We start from the raw sequence: 13,918 nt of genomic DNA on the forward strand, positions 1-13,918 counted from the left end.
GTCACTTCTTCTTCTTCCTGTTCGCGGGCAGGAGCTTCATCGTCCAGCCGAACCACCGTGACGAGCGGAAGACCCAGTTGATCATCTGCTGGTTCCACTCATGGAGCCAGTACTCCTTGATCAGGTGGTTCTCATCGAGGATGAAGATGCCCGTGGCACGGCCGTGCAGCGTCCGGATCGGCATTCGGAGCTCGTATTTCAGAATGACCGTGGTGAAGATCTCGCCCGCGGTGATGTCCAGCACCTCGCCGACGAAGACGCCGTCCTTGATGAACTGCGTCAGCTGCGTGTACAGCCCCACGATGTCGTCGGTGGTCCGGTAGTCGCCCGACATGTGGTTCTGACCCGGATAGTGGATGACCGCATCGGGGGCGAGCAGCTTGCGGAAGGCCGGCATGTCGGCGGCCATCAGCACGTCCCAGTAAGTGCGGATCACGGCCATCCGCGCCTCGCGGTCCGCCTCGGTGATCGTCATGACACCCCTCCCTGTCCCGCGGCGCTCGCCGCGGCCGATGCCGTGCTCGTGGCGGTTCCCGCCGCGGAGCCGATGACGTTCCACGGTGCGAACGCGTTCTTCACGCCGTCCAGCGCCGGCGCGAGTTGCGGGAAATGGCGCAGTAGCACCGACGCCATGGTGCTGTCGGCGATCCACTGCATGCCGGTCTTCGTGTAGTACTCCTCGGTGTAGCAGTCGGTGATGAACCGGTCGCTCTTGAGCCTGCGGCTGGCCATCAGGATGAAGACGCGGAACGCGGTGTCGCTGAATCCGAATCCCGGCGGTGGCGTCTCGGCGTGCATGCCCACCTGCAGATCGACCTTCTCGACGTCGCCGTACATCTCCTCGAGCTCGCGAGCCCACGTCGGATTGTCGGTGAGCTCGTCGAACGTGGCCGCGGGTTTCAGATGCAGCTGCCGCCGGAACTCGTTGTAGCGGGGCACTCCGCGTTCGCGGTCCCGCATGATGTCCAGCGCGGCGATATCGAGCCTGAGGCCGTCGGGAAGCGTCAGATCCTGCATCCATTGCGGGAAGTTGTGCAGCTGCACGGCACCGGGATTTTGCACCCCGAACGAGTACCAGAGGTCCTGGACCTTCGCGCCCGAGGTCAGTGCGCGATGGGCGTTGAGGAGGATGATCTCGCTGAACTCCATGCTGTCGACCAGCGTGCCGTCATCGAGGGAGTGGACCTCGAGGGTGTCGGGCAGCAGCGGGTGCAGGCGGTAGACCGCGGCGAACTCCTCGGTCAACTGGTACGGCGCACCGTGGTGGTCGACGGCGGATCCCGGAATGCCGCTGATGACCTCGCTCTTGCTGATCCGGCCGAACATGCGGTGCAGGCGCTCCTCCGCAAGGCCCCACCAGTTCGCCCGCATGCCCACCTTGAGAACCGGATGCGCGATGATCGCGGGCGTCCACTCGACCGTGTGGATCTTCGCGATGAGAGCCGAGACCACCAGCTGCGCGGTGCCGAAGAGCTCGTCCTCGGTCATGTCGGGGTGGTTCTCTTTGAGAGCGTCGCAGATGGCGTTGTGCTCGAGCGTGAAGAGCGTGTGCAGCAGGCCCAGTCCCACCCACCAGTTCTCGCTGAAGCCGGTGAGGGCGACGCCGGTGTGGGGATCGAGGGGCAGGTTGCCGTCTTTCAGCACCAGCTTCCCGTCGACGTGGCTGCGCACCTGCTCGCGGCGCTCGGCGGTGCTGCCGTAGATCGCTGAGGCGTCCCACCAGTGGGAGTTGCTGTTGAGGAACGTCGGCGGCAGATCCTCGTCGGCGTCCGTGCGGGTGCCGTCGGCCTTCGTGCGCGGGATCCGCATGGGCTTCTCGAACCAGTCGTCGCCGTCCGTCACGTCGATCTCGATGACGTCGACGTCCTCGCGGCCGTGGGCGAACCAGTCGTGGGTCTGGAATTGGATCCAGGCGGCTGCGAGCAGGTTGAGCGAGGTTGCGGGGGTGAAGGTCTCCCTGCGCATCAGACGGCGGCTGATCTCGCGCGGGCTCGGCGTCATGAGTTCGGCACTCTCGGCGGGCCAGGCGTACGTCAGCGCGACGTTGCGGGCGAAGCGCGTGCCGGCGGCGCCCATGTCGGGGTCGCTCAGGTCGTTGTAGGAGCCGTCCGCGGTGCGGAAGCGGCGACGCGCGTCATCGACCGTCGCGAGCGTGACGCCCGGTGTCCGGCCGCCGTCGCCGGGGGTCCGTGTGTCGTGGAGGTTCGTCTCGCGCAGCTCTTCCCGCAGCGCGATGAGATTGCCCAGCCCGAGCAGGAACGGCAGCCGGTACCAGGGCCTCGTCCGGTTGATCCGTGCATAGAAGCGTCTGAGCACCTTGTGTCTCCTCACAGCCGGCGGGGTTACGCGGGAGGGCAGGTCCGGTGGATCTGCCCGAATCATAGTGAAGAGAGCACGCACGGGCCATCCTTCGTACATCCGATTCCGGCAGCCGCCGTGGGCGGCTCATCCTCACCGGTCCCGGGTCGCGGCATCCATTGCGGCCCGGTCGTCCGGATCACTAGTTTGAGTGCCGAGGCGTGGATGAGTCGGGGGCGACGTATCTTGCGCGCCGCGCCCTGCTCCTCCCGTGTACGACCGTCTCGTCCGAGTGTGTCGCGAGCCCCGCCAGAGAGGGAGTCGATGATCCGCACCCACCGTGAGAACCGCGCCGAGCGCGCGTCGTGCCGTCGAGGGGGCGCCTGACATGCCGGCGGTCGAACACGTCGACGCCGTCGTCGTCGGCTCCGGATTCGGGGCATCCGTCAGCGCCTATCGCCTCGCCGATGCGGGGCGCTCCGTCGTGCTCCTCGAGCGCGGGCGGGCGTATCCGCCGGGAAGCTTCGCACGCAATCCGTACGAGATGAGCCGTGCGTTCTGGGAGCCGAAGGACGAGCTGCTCGGCCTCTTCGACGTGCGGTCGTTCCGCAAGCTCGAGGGAATCGTCTCGGCGGGCCTCGGCGGCGGCTCCCTGATCTACGCGAATGTGCTGCTGCGCAAAGACGAGCGGTGGTTCGTCCACGACTCGCCGCTGCCCGGAGGCGGGTACGAGAACTGGCCGATCGGTCGCAACGATCTGGACCGGCACTACGACGCCGTCGAGGCGATGATGACGCCGGTGCCCAACCCGTACCCCGACCTGCCCAAGGCCCGAGCCCTGAGGGACGCGGCGGCGAACCTCGGGCTGCAGGCGTTCTCTCCCCCGCTCGCGGTGTCGTTCTCGGCCCGACCGGGCGGGGACGCAGTCCCGAAGCAGATCATCGACCTGCCGCCGTACGGCAACATCCACAACGCGACGCGACTCACCTGCCGCCTCTGCGGCGAGTGCGACATCGGCTGCAACGAAGGCGCGAAGAACACCCTCGACCACAACTACCTGTCTGCGGCCGCAGCGCGCGGGGCCGACCTCCGCACGCTGAGCGAGGTGTACGGAGTGACGCCGCGAGACGGCGGCGGCTACGAGGTCCGCTACGTCCAGTACGGCGAGCAGGACGCCAGCGGCCGGCACCCCCGGACGCACAAGCTGATCACCTGCGACCAGCTGTTCCTCGGCGCCGGCACGTTCGGCACGACGGCGCTCCTGCTGCGCAACCGGGTCGCACTCCCGGCCATCGGGCGCGCGCTGGGCACCCGCTTCAGCGGCAACGGCGACCTCCTCACGTTCTGCTTCGGTGCGGAATCGATCACCGAGACCGGACACACCCGCCTCATCGACGCTGCCTACGGTCCGGTCATCACCACAGCGATCCGCAAACCGGACGGGCTGGACGAGGAGGGCCAGGGACGCGGCTACTACGTGCAGGAGGCCGGGTTCCCCGAGTTCACGAGCTGGCTCGTCGAGACCGCGCAGGTGACGGCGTCCGTCCGCCGCGCAGCGAGCGTGGTATCGCAGATGCTCGCGCACCGGCTGACCAACCGGAACGAGTCGACCATCTCGGCCGAGGTCGCCAAGCTCGTCGGTCAGGGACGGCTCACCTCGAGCACACTGCCCCTCCTCGGCATGGGACGCGACACGCCCGACGGACGCATCACGCTCGTCGACGGCGAGATCGAGGTCGAGTGGACGACCGCCACGAGCAAGGCGTACTTCGACGCCATGCGCACCACGATGCAGGGCATCACCGAATCCCTCGGCGGCCGGTTCCGCGACAACCCGCTGTGGTGGACGAAGCGCGTCGTCACGGTGCACCCCCTCGGCGGTGCGCCGATGGGGCGTGCGCCGCAGGAGGGCGTCGTCGACAGCTGGGGCGAATCGTTCGGGCACCCCGGGCTCTTCGTCGTGGACGGTTCGGCGGTGCCTGGACCTGTGGGCCCCAATCCGTCGCTCACGATCGCGGCCATGGCGGACCGGGCCGTGGAGCATCTGCTCGAGCGACCGAGGCCGAAGCGGCGACGGCGGCCCGCCGACGCCGACGCCGCACCCGTGGCCCAGCCGCTTCCCGAGCCCATCCCCGGCCGCGGCATGGAGTTCACCGAGAAGATGAAAGGGCATCTCGCGCTCGGCGAGACAGATCCCCTCGCCGGGTGGGAGCTGGGCCGTCAGCTCGGGCAGCGGTTCATGTTCCGGCTCACCATCACCGCGCCCGACGTCGAGCGGTTCGCCGCCGGTGAAGACCACACGGCGCTTGCGGAAGGCTACGTCGACTGCGACCTTCTGGGCGGCCGGCTGCCCGTCCAGCGGGGCTGGGCGAACCTCTTCGTCGCCGCCGACGGCGAGCTTACGCGTGAGATGCGCTACCGCCTGTGGTTCAGCGATCTGTCGGGCCAGCCGTTGACGATGTACGGCTTCAAGACGGTGCGCAACGACCGCGGCTTCGACATGTGGGCCGATACGTCGACGCTCTACATCACGCTCATCCGGGGTCATGTGCCGCCGGGAGTGAACGGCGGGCAGGATGCTCCCGCCGACGTGATCGGCGCCGGCATCCTGCGCATCCTCCCCGCCGACTTCGCCCGCCAGCTCACGACGTTCCGTGGGGCGGGCGCGGGACCGCTGGGATCGATCGCCCGGTTCGGCGCCTTCTTCGCGGGATCGATGAAGGACGTGTACCTGCGGCCGGGCCCGGCGCCCGCCGCCGTGCCGACGAACGGGTCGGCGGCTGCTCCGGCGCCGGCGACGGGGCCTTCGCCGGAGGAGGTGTCGTGAACGCGACCCGCTTCCGCCACCGCGACGACGTCCACTTCCTGCCCGCGGACGACGGCGTCACCCTCACCCTCATCCGAGTGCGCACCGAGCCCGAAGCCACGAAGGGCCCCCTGCTGCTGGTGCACGGGGTGGCGATGCGGGCGGAGTCGTTCCGCCCGCCCGTCCCGCGCACGATCGTCGACGCGCTGCTGGACGACGGCTGGGACGTGTGGATGCTGAACTGGCGCGGTTCGACCGACCTCGACCCCCGGCCGTGGACGCTCGACGATGTCGCTCTCAACGACATCCCCGCCGCCGTGCGGTACGTGCTCGCGCAGACAGGGGCGGTCTCGCTGAAGGCGGTCGCCCACTGCCAGGGGTCGACGAGCCTCAGCATGGCGGCGGTGAGCGGCCTCGTGCCCGAGGTCGAGGTGATCGTCTCCAACGGCGTGTCCCTGCATCCGGTCATCCCGCCGTTCGGACGAGTGAAGCTGCACGGTCTGCGACCGCTGCTGCAGCGCACGCAGACCTATGTCGACGTCCCGTGGCGCGATGGCCCGGAGCGTGCGCTCCCTCGCCTGACGCGCAATGCGGTGCGCTTGTGGCACGCCGAGTGCGGGAATCCGAGCTGCAATATGGCGAGCTTCGCACTGGGTTCGGGGCATCCCGCGCTCTGGCGGCACGCGAACCTGGATGCCGCGACCCACGATTGGGTGAGTACCGAGTTCGGGCGGGTGCCCATGAGCTACTACGCGCAACTGGCGGCGTCGGAGCGTGCGGGACAGATCGTCTCGCTCCGCCCGCGGGAAGGGCTGCGCGCACGCTACGCGGAGGAGGCTCCCCGCACCAATGCGCGCTTCGCCCTCTTCACAGGATCGGAGAACCGGGCCTTCCTCCCCGAAAGCCAGAAGGCCACGCTCGCGTATCTCAACCGTCACCAGCCCGGCCGTCATTCGCTGCACGTTCTTCGCGGCTATGGGCACGCCGACGTCTTTCTCGGCAGGCGCGCCCACATCGACGTCTACCCGAGGATCCTCGCCGCGCTCAACGCGTGAGCAAGGGGCCGATCACAGGTGCTTGAGCGCCTCACGCCGTGACAGTGGGCTCAGCGAGTGGTCGGTGACATAGGCCCGCACCCACTCCGGTTCGACGCGTGCGTACTCCCGCAGGGCCCATCCGATGGCCTTGCGCACGAAGAACTCCGGGTCGCCCCGGTTCGGCTCGATCGTGTCGGCCAGCAGTTGCGGATCGACACGGATGCCGCGGCCCAGCTGCGACAGGATCGCGATGCGTCGAATCCACATGTCGTCATCCCGCGCCCAGCCGCGCACGAGTGCCGCTGTCTCGTCGGGGCGGACATCGTGGAGGTCCGCGAGGCGATGCGCGAGCTCGTCGGTGTAATCCCACCACCGCCCGGTCCGCACCATGTACTCGACCACCGGCACCAGCGCCGGGTCTCCCCGGAGCGGCCGCCACGCGAGCAACGCCATCGCCGCATACCGCTCCTCGCGGTGCTCGGCACCGTCCCACAGCTGCAGCGCGGTCGCGCGCAGGGATGCGGCATCCGTGATCCCCGCTGCGGCGCGCCGGGCGATCATCCGGGCCTGCGGAACCCGCACGCCGAGGAACGGCATGGCCGACTTCATGTAGGCCTGCTGCCCGGCGGCGCGAGAAGGGTCGGCGGCGGCGCGGAGGTAGCCGCGGATCGTGGCGGCGAGCTGGTCGGTCACGGGCACCACGGTAGCGCGGCGATCCCGCCGGCCCGACGAGCGCGGCGTAGCCTGAACGCGTGCGACGAGAGCCACTGGACTCCGGTGCCATCGCGTCAGCGGGCTACGACGGTGCGACGGCGGTGCTCGAGGTGGAGTTCACGTCCGGGGAGGTCTACCGCTACTTCGCGGTGCCGCCATCGGTGCATCGGGGCCTTCGGGCGGCGGACAGCGCCGGTCGCTTCTTTCGCGAGCGCATCCGCGACATCTACCCCGCGCAGCACGTCCGCTGACAGCAGAGCACCGGTGCCGTCCCGGGCGTGCGTGGCAGGTGGGTTAGGCGATTTGACCCCGAGCTGCTGGTGAGGTGAACCGACTGATGAATTCCTCACCCGGACAGGGCTGGCCGAGTGGCTCACCCGCGCCGAATAGATGAGCCCGCCGTCTGGAGCCACTGCTTCAGCCAGGTGACGGCCGTGGGCTAAGCCTTTCGACCGCTAGTAAGTTCCTCCCGGTCGTTCATTCGCGGAGCGACTGGAACGGAGTCAACTATGAGCGTCCGACGCACTCCCATTCTGGCAATCGCGGCCGCCGTCGTTTTGGGGGTATCGATCGCTTCTCCGGCGGTTGCAGCTGAAAAGTCCCCCCCGCCCGCGACGGTCGAGGAAGCCCTGAACAGCGGCGGCGCAGCCGCCGGCATCGAATTCGGAATCACCGGACCGGTCATGGTCTCCTCCGGAGCCCCGAAAGGGCGGCGCCCAGCATCAGAAGCACCGTCGCATTCATCCGGAGACGGCGTAACGACCGCAACAGCCATCAATGTGAAGTGCACCGCCACAGTGGACCAGCCGCACTATTCGTCTGGCGCCGGGGGCGCGATCTACAAGACACGGATTACCTGCACCGGCTACGGGCTCGCCACCGTGAGCGTGAAGGTCAACGGCCTACTCCGCTACGACTACGCGACCTCGTCCACCGATACCGGGAACATCGTCTGGCAGACGCGCGCGAGCAGCAGTCAGACCCAGACCGTGGTCGTCAATGGCATCAGCAAGACGTTCTACACGCCGGTCGCTGGCAACGGCGGAAGAGGCACCGGGTTTTGGCACGCGACCTCCACGTTCCAGATCACATCACCGCTCCAGAGCAACGTCGCCAGCAAGAGCTATCTGATCTTCAAGACCATCTAGCCACCCAGCTCGGCGAGCAGGCCCGCATTCCCGTACTCGCTCATGCCGGCCTGCTCGCCGCGTTCGGATCAGTTCCCCGCAGCCAGATGCACTCCAAGCCATCACTGACGGGCCGCACGACGGCGATCGAGTAACCCTTCGGCGCATTCTTCTGCGCCCATGCCTCCACCTCGTCGAGCGTGGCCTCCACAATCTCGTGTACCGACACGGCGAGATTGGCACGGTCCTCAACGACCCAGACACGAAACCGAGGCAGTTCGACTTCCTGAACAATGTCGCGCTCGTCCACCAATTCGATCCGCATGCGGACGATGATATGTCCAACACCCGCACCCACAATTCCAATCCTCGGGGACCAGTCGAACATGCCGCCGCTGCGGTGAGTCGCCTGGCTGATGGGCTGACTCGCGGCACCTGTCTGCCCAGATGACGGCCGTGGGGGTGTGCATGACAACAACGGGCGATCACAGCGAACAGCACCGCGACTGTGATCAGCCGACCTACCCCCGCCGTCGACAAAGAACGGCGGAGCTGAGAAGACCCACCCAGCGCCACGGAACCGACGCCCCACCACAACTCGCCGCTTGCGATGCCGAACACCGACGGCGATGACGCCAAATGGGATGCTGGTGGCGAAGCTCATGGGCTCTCTCAAGGGCTCACTCTTCTATGGAGCATTCTGTGGCTGAGGGCAATTGGCCGGGGGCTGAACGGCGCCTTCCCTCCTGCCCAGGTGAGGTCGGTGTCACCGTGGACCCGATTAGACACCCGCCCGAGCGCAGCCAGGGCCAAGCCCCCGGGAGGACGGCAAGCGGTACCTCTTGGTCAACGGTTTTCAGCCGGCAATTCACCCGCAGATACCCCAAGGGCGACACTCAAGCAGGCGACGCTCATGCGCTACTCAACTACTCCGGCCTCACAATCCCGGCCGCGAGTCTTCTCGGACCACACCGACAGCGTGGCGACGCCCGCGGACATCGCGGAGTTGGCCTCAGACCGGGCCCGGTTGGGGCCGTTCCAACCACAAAACCCCGCCGGGGCGGGGGTATTACTGGGATCGGATTATCGCTCCGTGCGTAAAGAAATCCGCGTGATTTCGCGGAGCTGCCCGCGATTAATAGGGACTCGTCGGGACTCACTAGTACCAAATCGGTCGAGAAGCGCCTAGAAATCCGCTTGTGAGTACCGCACACGTACCGCGGACGCTTCGTGAGTGGCGCCGTCCAGGATGCCCAGGAAGGCCCTGATTCGAATTGACGATGGTGCGGCGTCGGTGTCAGCCTGTGCACGGCGCTGGCAGACCCGGGTGCGCGTTCAACGTGCCGCGGTCGCCGCGGACGCTGACTTCGGCGCTGGGAAGTTCGGCGTGGATTCCTCAGTGGCCGCGGTCGAGCTTGTATGGTCCGAGCCACAGGCTGTGAGGACACACAGCCTGTGGGCGAGATCGCCGGAGGGGCGAAATCGCCGGAGGGGCGAGCGGAGGAAAGCAGGGCGCGCTGATGGGCGTGCTGATCAACGGAGAACTTGTCCCGATCGATCGAGCCGTCTTCGGGGAGCTTCTCGAGAACTCCGTCGTAAACGGCCGGGCGCCGTACCACCACGCACTCGAGCGGGGCGAGATCCACTACACCGCTCCTCGCGGTGTTCGGCACCGTCCCACAGCTGCAGCGCGGTCGCGCGCAGGGATGCGGCATCCGTGATCCCCGCTGCGGCGCGCCGGGCGATCATCCGGGCCTGCGGAACCCGCACGCCGAGGAACGGCATGGCCGACTTCATGTAGGCCTGCTGCCCGGCGGCGCGAGAAGGGTCGGCGGCGGCGCGGAGGTCGGCGCGGATCGTGGCGGCGAGCTGGTCGGTCACGGGCACCACGGTAGCGCGGCGATCCCGCCGGCCCGACGAGCGCGGCGTAGCCTGAACGCGTGCGACGAGAGCCACTGGACTCCGGTGCCATCGCGTCAGCGGGCTACGACGGTGCGACGGCGGTGCTCGAGTTGGAGTTCACGTCCGGGGAGGTCTACCGCTACTTCGCGGTGCCGCCATCGGTGCATCGGGGCCTTCGGGCGGCGGACAGCGCCGGTCGCTTCTTCCGCGAGCGCATCCGCGACGTCTACCCCGCGCAGCACGTCCGCTGACAGGCGTGGACCTCGTCGCGCCGCTGCCACACCGCAGCGTCTCCGGGCTCATCCCGAGCAACCCAGCCACATGCCGGTTCGCGGCCATCATCGTCGAGAGGCAACCTTCCCTAGACGTGTGTCACGCCGATCCAGCCACACCTGGGGCATTGCCACAGCACTGGCCCGCCGTTCAGGGTTATCCGGCAGTCGGGGCACAGCGGCGTCGGCGCGACTGTGAGCACTGGAGCGTCTACGGAGCTTGCAGGGCCGGCCGGCGTCATCGGAGGCTGACCCGAACGTCGGGACAGCATGCAGCCAGGGTAGCGAGCGCCACTCCGGCGCTAACCGTTTTCACACATCGCGCCACGATCCGGACGGTCGTCGTCAATATTCGCGGTCGCTGGTTCAATAGGCGCCACGAATGTACCGGACAATGCTCGCGAAACTGGGCCGTAACAACCCGCTCGTACTCTCGCTTCGCGGGTGTTCCCAGCACCCGAGCGGGCCGCACACGCGTGCGCCGCGAACGTCGGTACTCCCTCCCCGTGCCGAATAGCGGGTCCCGGGCGTCGGGGATGCCCGGGACCCGTCATGTGGCCAACGCTGAGACGAACCGTCTGGTGAAACGAAGAAACCCCCGGTAAACCGGGGGTTTCAGGTGGTGCGCGATACTGGGATCGAACCAGTGACCTCTTCCGTGTCAGGGAAGCGCGCTACCGCTGCGCCAATCGCGCCTGTGAAGGCTCTTGTGTTGTCGAGTGGAGGTGGCGACGGGATTCGAACCCGTGTAAACGGCTTTGCAGGCCGGTGCCTAGCCGCTCGGCCACGCCACCGCGTGTGGTTTGACCCCACGTGCCGTGATCCCTGGAGGGGATCCCTGCACTCGAGCGGATGACGAGACTCGAACTCGCGACCCTCACCTTGGCAAGGTGATGCGCTACCAACTGCGCTACATCCGCATTTCGCTTCCGGGATTCGCACCCCGGGCACTTGAAAGACTTTATCCCACGAACGCCGGACTGCAAAACTGGCCGCAGCCCGCGCGTGTCACACCGTTGTGGTTCGAGGCAGGCTCCGGCATCCGGTAGGATCGGTACTCGTCCCCCTCGGGGAACGGGCGATTGGCGCAGTTGGTAGCGCGCTTCCTTCACACGGAAGAGGTCATCAGTTCGAGTCTGGTATCGCCCACCACGACACACCGCGGAAAGACGCGCGACACCGCCCCTGAGCCGATCATCTCGGCTCGGGGGTTTGTTGTTTGACCCCAACGTTTGACCCCAACGCATCGCTACAGTCCGATGGCCGACCCGAGGCCGTCCATGGCCTTGCGTGCCGTTGCGTTCGTGAGGTGCGCGTACACATCACTCGTGATCTGCGTTCCGGCGTGGCCGAGGAGATCCGACACAGCCTTGATGTGCGTCCCCTGCTCGAGCATCACAGTTGCTGCCGAGTGCCGCAGCGTGTGAACCGCGACCTTCTCCAAGCCTGCACGCCGTGCGGCCGCCTCCATCGACCTGAGAACTCCGCGCGGGTCCCGCGGCGCGCCGAGGCCCGTTGTGAACACATGCCCTGTGTCCTTCCACTGGTTCCCAGCGAACAAGCGATCCTCGAGCTGTCGTGTGCGGTACTCCCTGAGCACCCGCATCACGCCCTCGGCCGGCGTCAATGTGCGGCGAGACTTCTTCGTTTTCGGGCTCGTCACCACCAGCTCGCCGGACACCCGGGAAAGCGTGCCCCGCACGCTGATCGCTCCCGTCGCGAAGTCCACATCCTGCCACCGGAGTGCGAGCGCTTCACCCTTCCTCAGGCCTGTGGCGGCGATGAGGGCGAACAGTGGGTAGTTGTGTGAACGGTGCCCGCGCGGGTCCTCATCCATCTGCCTCGCGGCCGCGAGGACCGCTGCCACCTCATCCATGGTGAGGACTCGCGCGTCCTGGCGTTCAGCAGTCGGACGCTCGACCTTGCGCGCAGGGTTCGAGGCGAGGTGTTCATCTCTCACAGCGCCGTCGAGAATCACGCTGAGGACGCGGAACACTCGAGCGACGCTGGACTCACTTAGGGCCCGGGTCCGCGAACCGTCCTTCAACTCGCGTTCCTTTCTCCGGAGCTCGAGCACCCACGCGTCCAAGTGGGTCGGGCGCAGCTTGGCAAGCTGCACGGCTGCGAGCTTGGAGGGCTTTACGTGCTTGGCTACGACCGTCCGCATTAGCGACTTCGTAGTTGGCTTTCGCATGCTGACCTCAAGAGTCGTGGCGCACCACTCGTCGCACCACGCACCCACGGTCTGGGCGGAGTCCTTCGCGGGCTCACCTCGCTCGATGCGACGAGTAGCGTCTCGCACCTTGGCGCGTACGGCCTTCTCAGTGGGCGCGTAGAACGACATCCTGCGACGGATCTCGTCGGCGTCGGTATAGGCCAGTCGCCCCTCCCATCGCCCATCCGCGCGCTGACGGAACGTGCCTTCGCCGTTGAATCGCTTAGTCACTTCTGAGCCTCCTCTCTCCGTCGCCGCCGCAACTCGCGTTGCGCTTGTGCCTTTGCGCACTCTTTGGTGCAGTACATGACCCCGAGAGTGCGATGGGCGTTGTACTGAGCTCGGCCGCGCTGCTTCGTGAAGGTGCGACCACATGTTTCGTTCTGGCATGTGTGGAAGTTCGCCCCGTCCAGCACGTCGTTCGCGATCTGCAGTGCGCACACGGTGTAGACCGTCGGCTCAGGTATGAGCGCCTTGGCATATCGGCGAGGAACTACAGCCGGCGCGAAGGTTGCGAGGGCCGCGTTCAGGTCGCTGAACTCGTCAACCGTCGACTGTGCGGAGCCGATCACTACCTGACAAAAGGCGATCATGCGGTGAAGGCGAGTTGTCACCTCGGCGAGATTGATCGCGCGAGCGATCGCTACCTTCCGCTCGTGGTACAACTCCGGCCTCTCCACGAGCCTGAGCGACAGCCGCTCAGCCGGAATCAGGCCGAGTTCGACTGCCGCGATCGCTCGTCCTTCTTCGAGGGTGTTCTCGTCGGCGAGTGTGAAGGATTCTCGAGCCCAGCGCTCTAGGTCGGACGACTGGCGAATGTCGCGGTTCTGCGGGTCGACTGGCACACCCCACCTGGAAACGAAGCCCATCACATCGGCTATATCCGCGGGGTCTACCTCCATCGCCTCGCGCAAGTAGAAGTCGGGCGGCATCTCAGAGTGGCCCCGAGGGGCCAGGTCGACAACGTGTAGCCATTCCCCGCTAGCGCCCTCATGAAGTGCTACCTCACGCACGGGGATAGGTGGGAGTTGCATCACCCCACCGAGGTTGACCGTAGCACGATCTTGTAGCACTGCGTCCCTCGCTTTCGACTGCCTCTGCGTAGCACGATAGTAGCGCGGAACGTATTACGAACACAAGAGTACGTCGGCGGACATAGCGAGCCGGACGGCCCACCGAGGGTCAATGCGCGGGCTTCGCGATTAAACAGAGTGCGGATGCGACCTGGCTGTGGTGGGCAGGAGGGGCCGCAACAGACAACGACACGAGGGGGCTATCCGCCCCCCGACCACTGGCGCGCGCGATCAGCGGGCGCTGAATTCGAAAGGAGGAGTCATGAACGACATCCGCAAGCTTGACCCGATTCCGGACGCGCAGGCCTACCTCGGTGGAATCTCCCGAACGACGCTCTACGAACTGGCCAAGCGTGGCGACGTACTGCTCGTGAACATCGGCCGGCGCGCATTCATCACCCGCGACTCGATGGACTCCTACGTCGCCTCGCTTACGCCCGGTCGCGTCGCCTGAATGCCGCGCGACCAGTACAC

General features: G+C 66.9%; 13 protein-coding genes and 4 tRNA genes. 7 read left to right on the forward strand and 10 right to left on the reverse strand.

What is annotated here, in order from left to right; genetic code table 11:
* Nucleotide 1: 1 nt before the first annotated feature.
* Together ACN9MP_RS08630 and ACN9MP_RS08635 are read right to left on the reverse strand one after the other, a co-directional pair.
* A complete protein-coding gene (locus tag ACN9MP_RS08630) occupies nt 2-475 on the reverse strand; it encodes a nuclear transport factor 2 family protein (RefSeq protein ID WP_426325669.1) in 474 nt (157 codons plus the stop codon).
* The gene (locus ACN9MP_RS08635; RefSeq protein WP_426325671.1) at nt 472-2,316 is read right to left on the reverse strand and encodes a peroxidase family protein; all 1,845 of its coding nucleotides are present in this window, start codon (nt 2,314-2,316) and stop codon (nt 472-474) included. The genes ACN9MP_RS08630 and ACN9MP_RS08635 overlap by 4 nt, the downstream gene beginning before the upstream one ends.
* Nucleotides 2,317-2,686: 370 nt before the next feature.
* Between ACN9MP_RS08635 and ACN9MP_RS08640 the strand changes: the two genes are divergently transcribed.
* Both ACN9MP_RS08640 and ACN9MP_RS08645 read left to right on the forward strand, forming a co-directional pair.
* Complete coding sequence (locus tag ACN9MP_RS08640; RefSeq protein WP_426325672.1) at nt 2,687-5,125, forward strand: GMC oxidoreductase; 2,439 nt, start codon at nt 2,687-2,689, stop codon at nt 5,123-5,125.
* Nucleotides 5,122-6,159 carry an alpha/beta fold hydrolase gene (locus tag ACN9MP_RS08645; RefSeq protein WP_426325674.1) on the forward strand — a complete coding sequence of 346 codons (1,038 nt, stop codon included), beginning with the start codon at nt 5,122-5,124 and terminating at the stop codon, nt 6,157-6,159. The genes ACN9MP_RS08640 and ACN9MP_RS08645 overlap by 4 nt, the downstream gene beginning before the upstream one ends.
* A gap of 12 nt (nt 6,160-6,171) precedes the next feature.
* Here the strand turns inward: ACN9MP_RS08645 and ACN9MP_RS08650 are convergent, their stop codons facing one another.
* Nucleotides 6,172-6,834 (reverse strand): DNA alkylation repair protein, encoded by a 663-nt coding sequence (locus ACN9MP_RS08650; protein ID WP_426325676.1) that lies wholly within the window; start codon nt 6,832-6,834, stop codon nt 6,172-6,174.
* A 59-nt stretch (nt 6,835-6,893) separates the two neighbouring features.
* On the opposite strand from ACN9MP_RS08650, the gene ACN9MP_RS08655 reads away from it, so the two are divergent.
* Together ACN9MP_RS08655 and ACN9MP_RS08660 are read left to right on the forward strand one after the other, a co-directional pair.
* Nucleotides 6,894-7,106: a KTSC domain-containing protein gene (locus ACN9MP_RS08655; protein ID WP_426325678.1), complete on the forward strand. Its 213-nt coding sequence runs from the start codon at nt 6,894-6,896 to the stop codon at nt 7,104-7,106.
* A 258-nt stretch (nt 7,107-7,364) separates the two neighbouring features.
* Nucleotides 7,365-8,003 carry a hypothetical protein gene (locus ACN9MP_RS08660; RefSeq protein WP_426325680.1) on the forward strand — a complete coding sequence of 213 codons (639 nt, stop codon included), beginning with the start codon at nt 7,365-7,367 and terminating at the stop codon, nt 8,001-8,003.
* Nucleotides 8,004-8,043: 40 nt separating this feature from the next.
* Here the strand turns inward: ACN9MP_RS08660 and ACN9MP_RS08665 are convergent, their stop codons facing one another.
* Both ACN9MP_RS08665 and ACN9MP_RS08670 read right to left on the reverse strand, forming a co-directional pair.
* Nucleotides 8,044-8,307, reverse strand: coding sequence for a hypothetical protein (locus ACN9MP_RS08665; RefSeq protein ID WP_426325682.1), 264 nt, complete (start codon nt 8,305-8,307; stop codon nt 8,044-8,046).
* Nucleotides 8,308-9,515: 1,208 nt separating this feature from the next.
* Complete coding sequence (locus tag ACN9MP_RS08670; RefSeq protein ID WP_426325683.1) at nt 9,516-9,863, reverse strand: DNA alkylation repair protein; 348 nt, start codon at nt 9,861-9,863, stop codon at nt 9,516-9,518.
* Between the two features lie 59 nt (nt 9,864-9,922).
* Here ACN9MP_RS08670 and ACN9MP_RS08675 point away from each other — a divergent pair, with 59 nt between their 5' ends.
* Entirely contained in the window at nt 9,923-10,135 is a 213-nt protein-coding gene (locus ACN9MP_RS08675) for a KTSC domain-containing protein (RefSeq protein ID WP_426325685.1), read from the forward strand.
* Between the two features lie 641 nt (nt 10,136-10,776).
* Here the strand turns inward: ACN9MP_RS08675 and ACN9MP_RS08680 are convergent.
* The 3 genes from ACN9MP_RS08680 to ACN9MP_RS08690 all read right to left on the reverse strand — a co-directional run bounded on the left by ACN9MP_RS08680 (nt 10,777) and on the right by ACN9MP_RS08690 (nt 11,076).
* A tRNA-Val gene (locus tag ACN9MP_RS08680) sits at nt 10,777-10,851 on the reverse strand.
* A 25-nt stretch (nt 10,852-10,876) separates the two neighbouring features.
* Nucleotides 10,877-10,950 (reverse strand) — tRNA-Cys (locus ACN9MP_RS08685).
* A gap of 53 nt (nt 10,951-11,003) precedes the next feature.
* Nucleotides 11,004-11,076, reverse strand: a tRNA-Gly gene (locus ACN9MP_RS08690).
* 156 nt (nt 11,077-11,232) lie between these two features.
* On the opposite strand from ACN9MP_RS08690, the gene ACN9MP_RS08695 reads away from it, so the two are divergent.
* A tRNA-Val gene (locus ACN9MP_RS08695) sits at nt 11,233-11,308 on the forward strand.
* Between the two features lie 97 nt (nt 11,309-11,405).
* Here ACN9MP_RS08695 and ACN9MP_RS08700 read toward each other — a convergent pair.
* A complete protein-coding gene (locus tag ACN9MP_RS08700) occupies nt 11,406-12,602 on the reverse strand; it encodes a tyrosine-type recombinase/integrase (RefSeq protein ID WP_426325687.1) in 1,197 nt (398 codons plus the stop codon).
* Nucleotides 12,599-13,303 (reverse strand): hypothetical protein, encoded by a 705-nt coding sequence (locus ACN9MP_RS08705; RefSeq protein ID WP_426325689.1) that lies wholly within the window; start codon nt 13,301-13,303, stop codon nt 12,599-12,601. Before ACN9MP_RS08705 ends, ACN9MP_RS08700 begins: the two co-directional genes overlap by 4 nt.
* 403 nt (nt 13,304-13,706) lie before the next feature.
* Here ACN9MP_RS08705 and ACN9MP_RS08710 point away from each other — a divergent pair, with 403 nt between their 5' ends.
* Entirely contained in the window at nt 13,707-13,898 is a 192-nt protein-coding gene (locus ACN9MP_RS08710; RefSeq protein WP_426325691.1) for a helix-turn-helix domain-containing protein, read from the forward strand.
* Nucleotides 13,899-13,918: the final 20 nt, after the last annotated feature.

The sequence above is a fragment of the Microbacterium sp. E-13 genome (assembly GCF_049912955.1).
GTDB lineage: Bacteria > Actinomycetota > Actinomycetes > Actinomycetales > Microbacteriaceae > Microbacterium.

What these genes read in the sequence shown, in the direction of transcription:
- ACN9MP_RS08630 (WP_426325669.1), bottom strand. Translation starts at nt 475, where the DNA reads ATGACGATCACCGAGGCGGACCGCGAGGCGCGGATGGCCGTGATCCGC.
- ACN9MP_RS08640 (WP_426325672.1), top strand. Translation starts at nt 2,687, where the DNA reads ATGCCGGCGGTCGAACACGTCGACGCCGTCGTCGTCGGCTCCGGATTC.
- ACN9MP_RS08660 (WP_426325680.1), top strand. Translation starts at nt 7,365, where the DNA reads ATGAGCGTCCGACGCACTCCCATTCTGGCAATCGCGGCCGCCGTCGTT.
- ACN9MP_RS08665 (WP_426325682.1), bottom strand. Translation starts at nt 8,307, where the DNA reads ATGCGGATCGAATTGGTGGACGAGCGCGACATTGTTCAGGAAGTCGAA.
- ACN9MP_RS08705 (WP_426325689.1), bottom strand. Translation starts at nt 13,303, where the DNA reads ATGCCGCCCGACTTCTACTTGCGCGAGGCGATGGAGGTAGACCCCGCG.
- ACN9MP_RS08710 (WP_426325691.1), top strand. Translation starts at nt 13,707, where the DNA reads ATGAACGACATCCGCAAGCTTGACCCGATTCCGGACGCGCAGGCCTAC.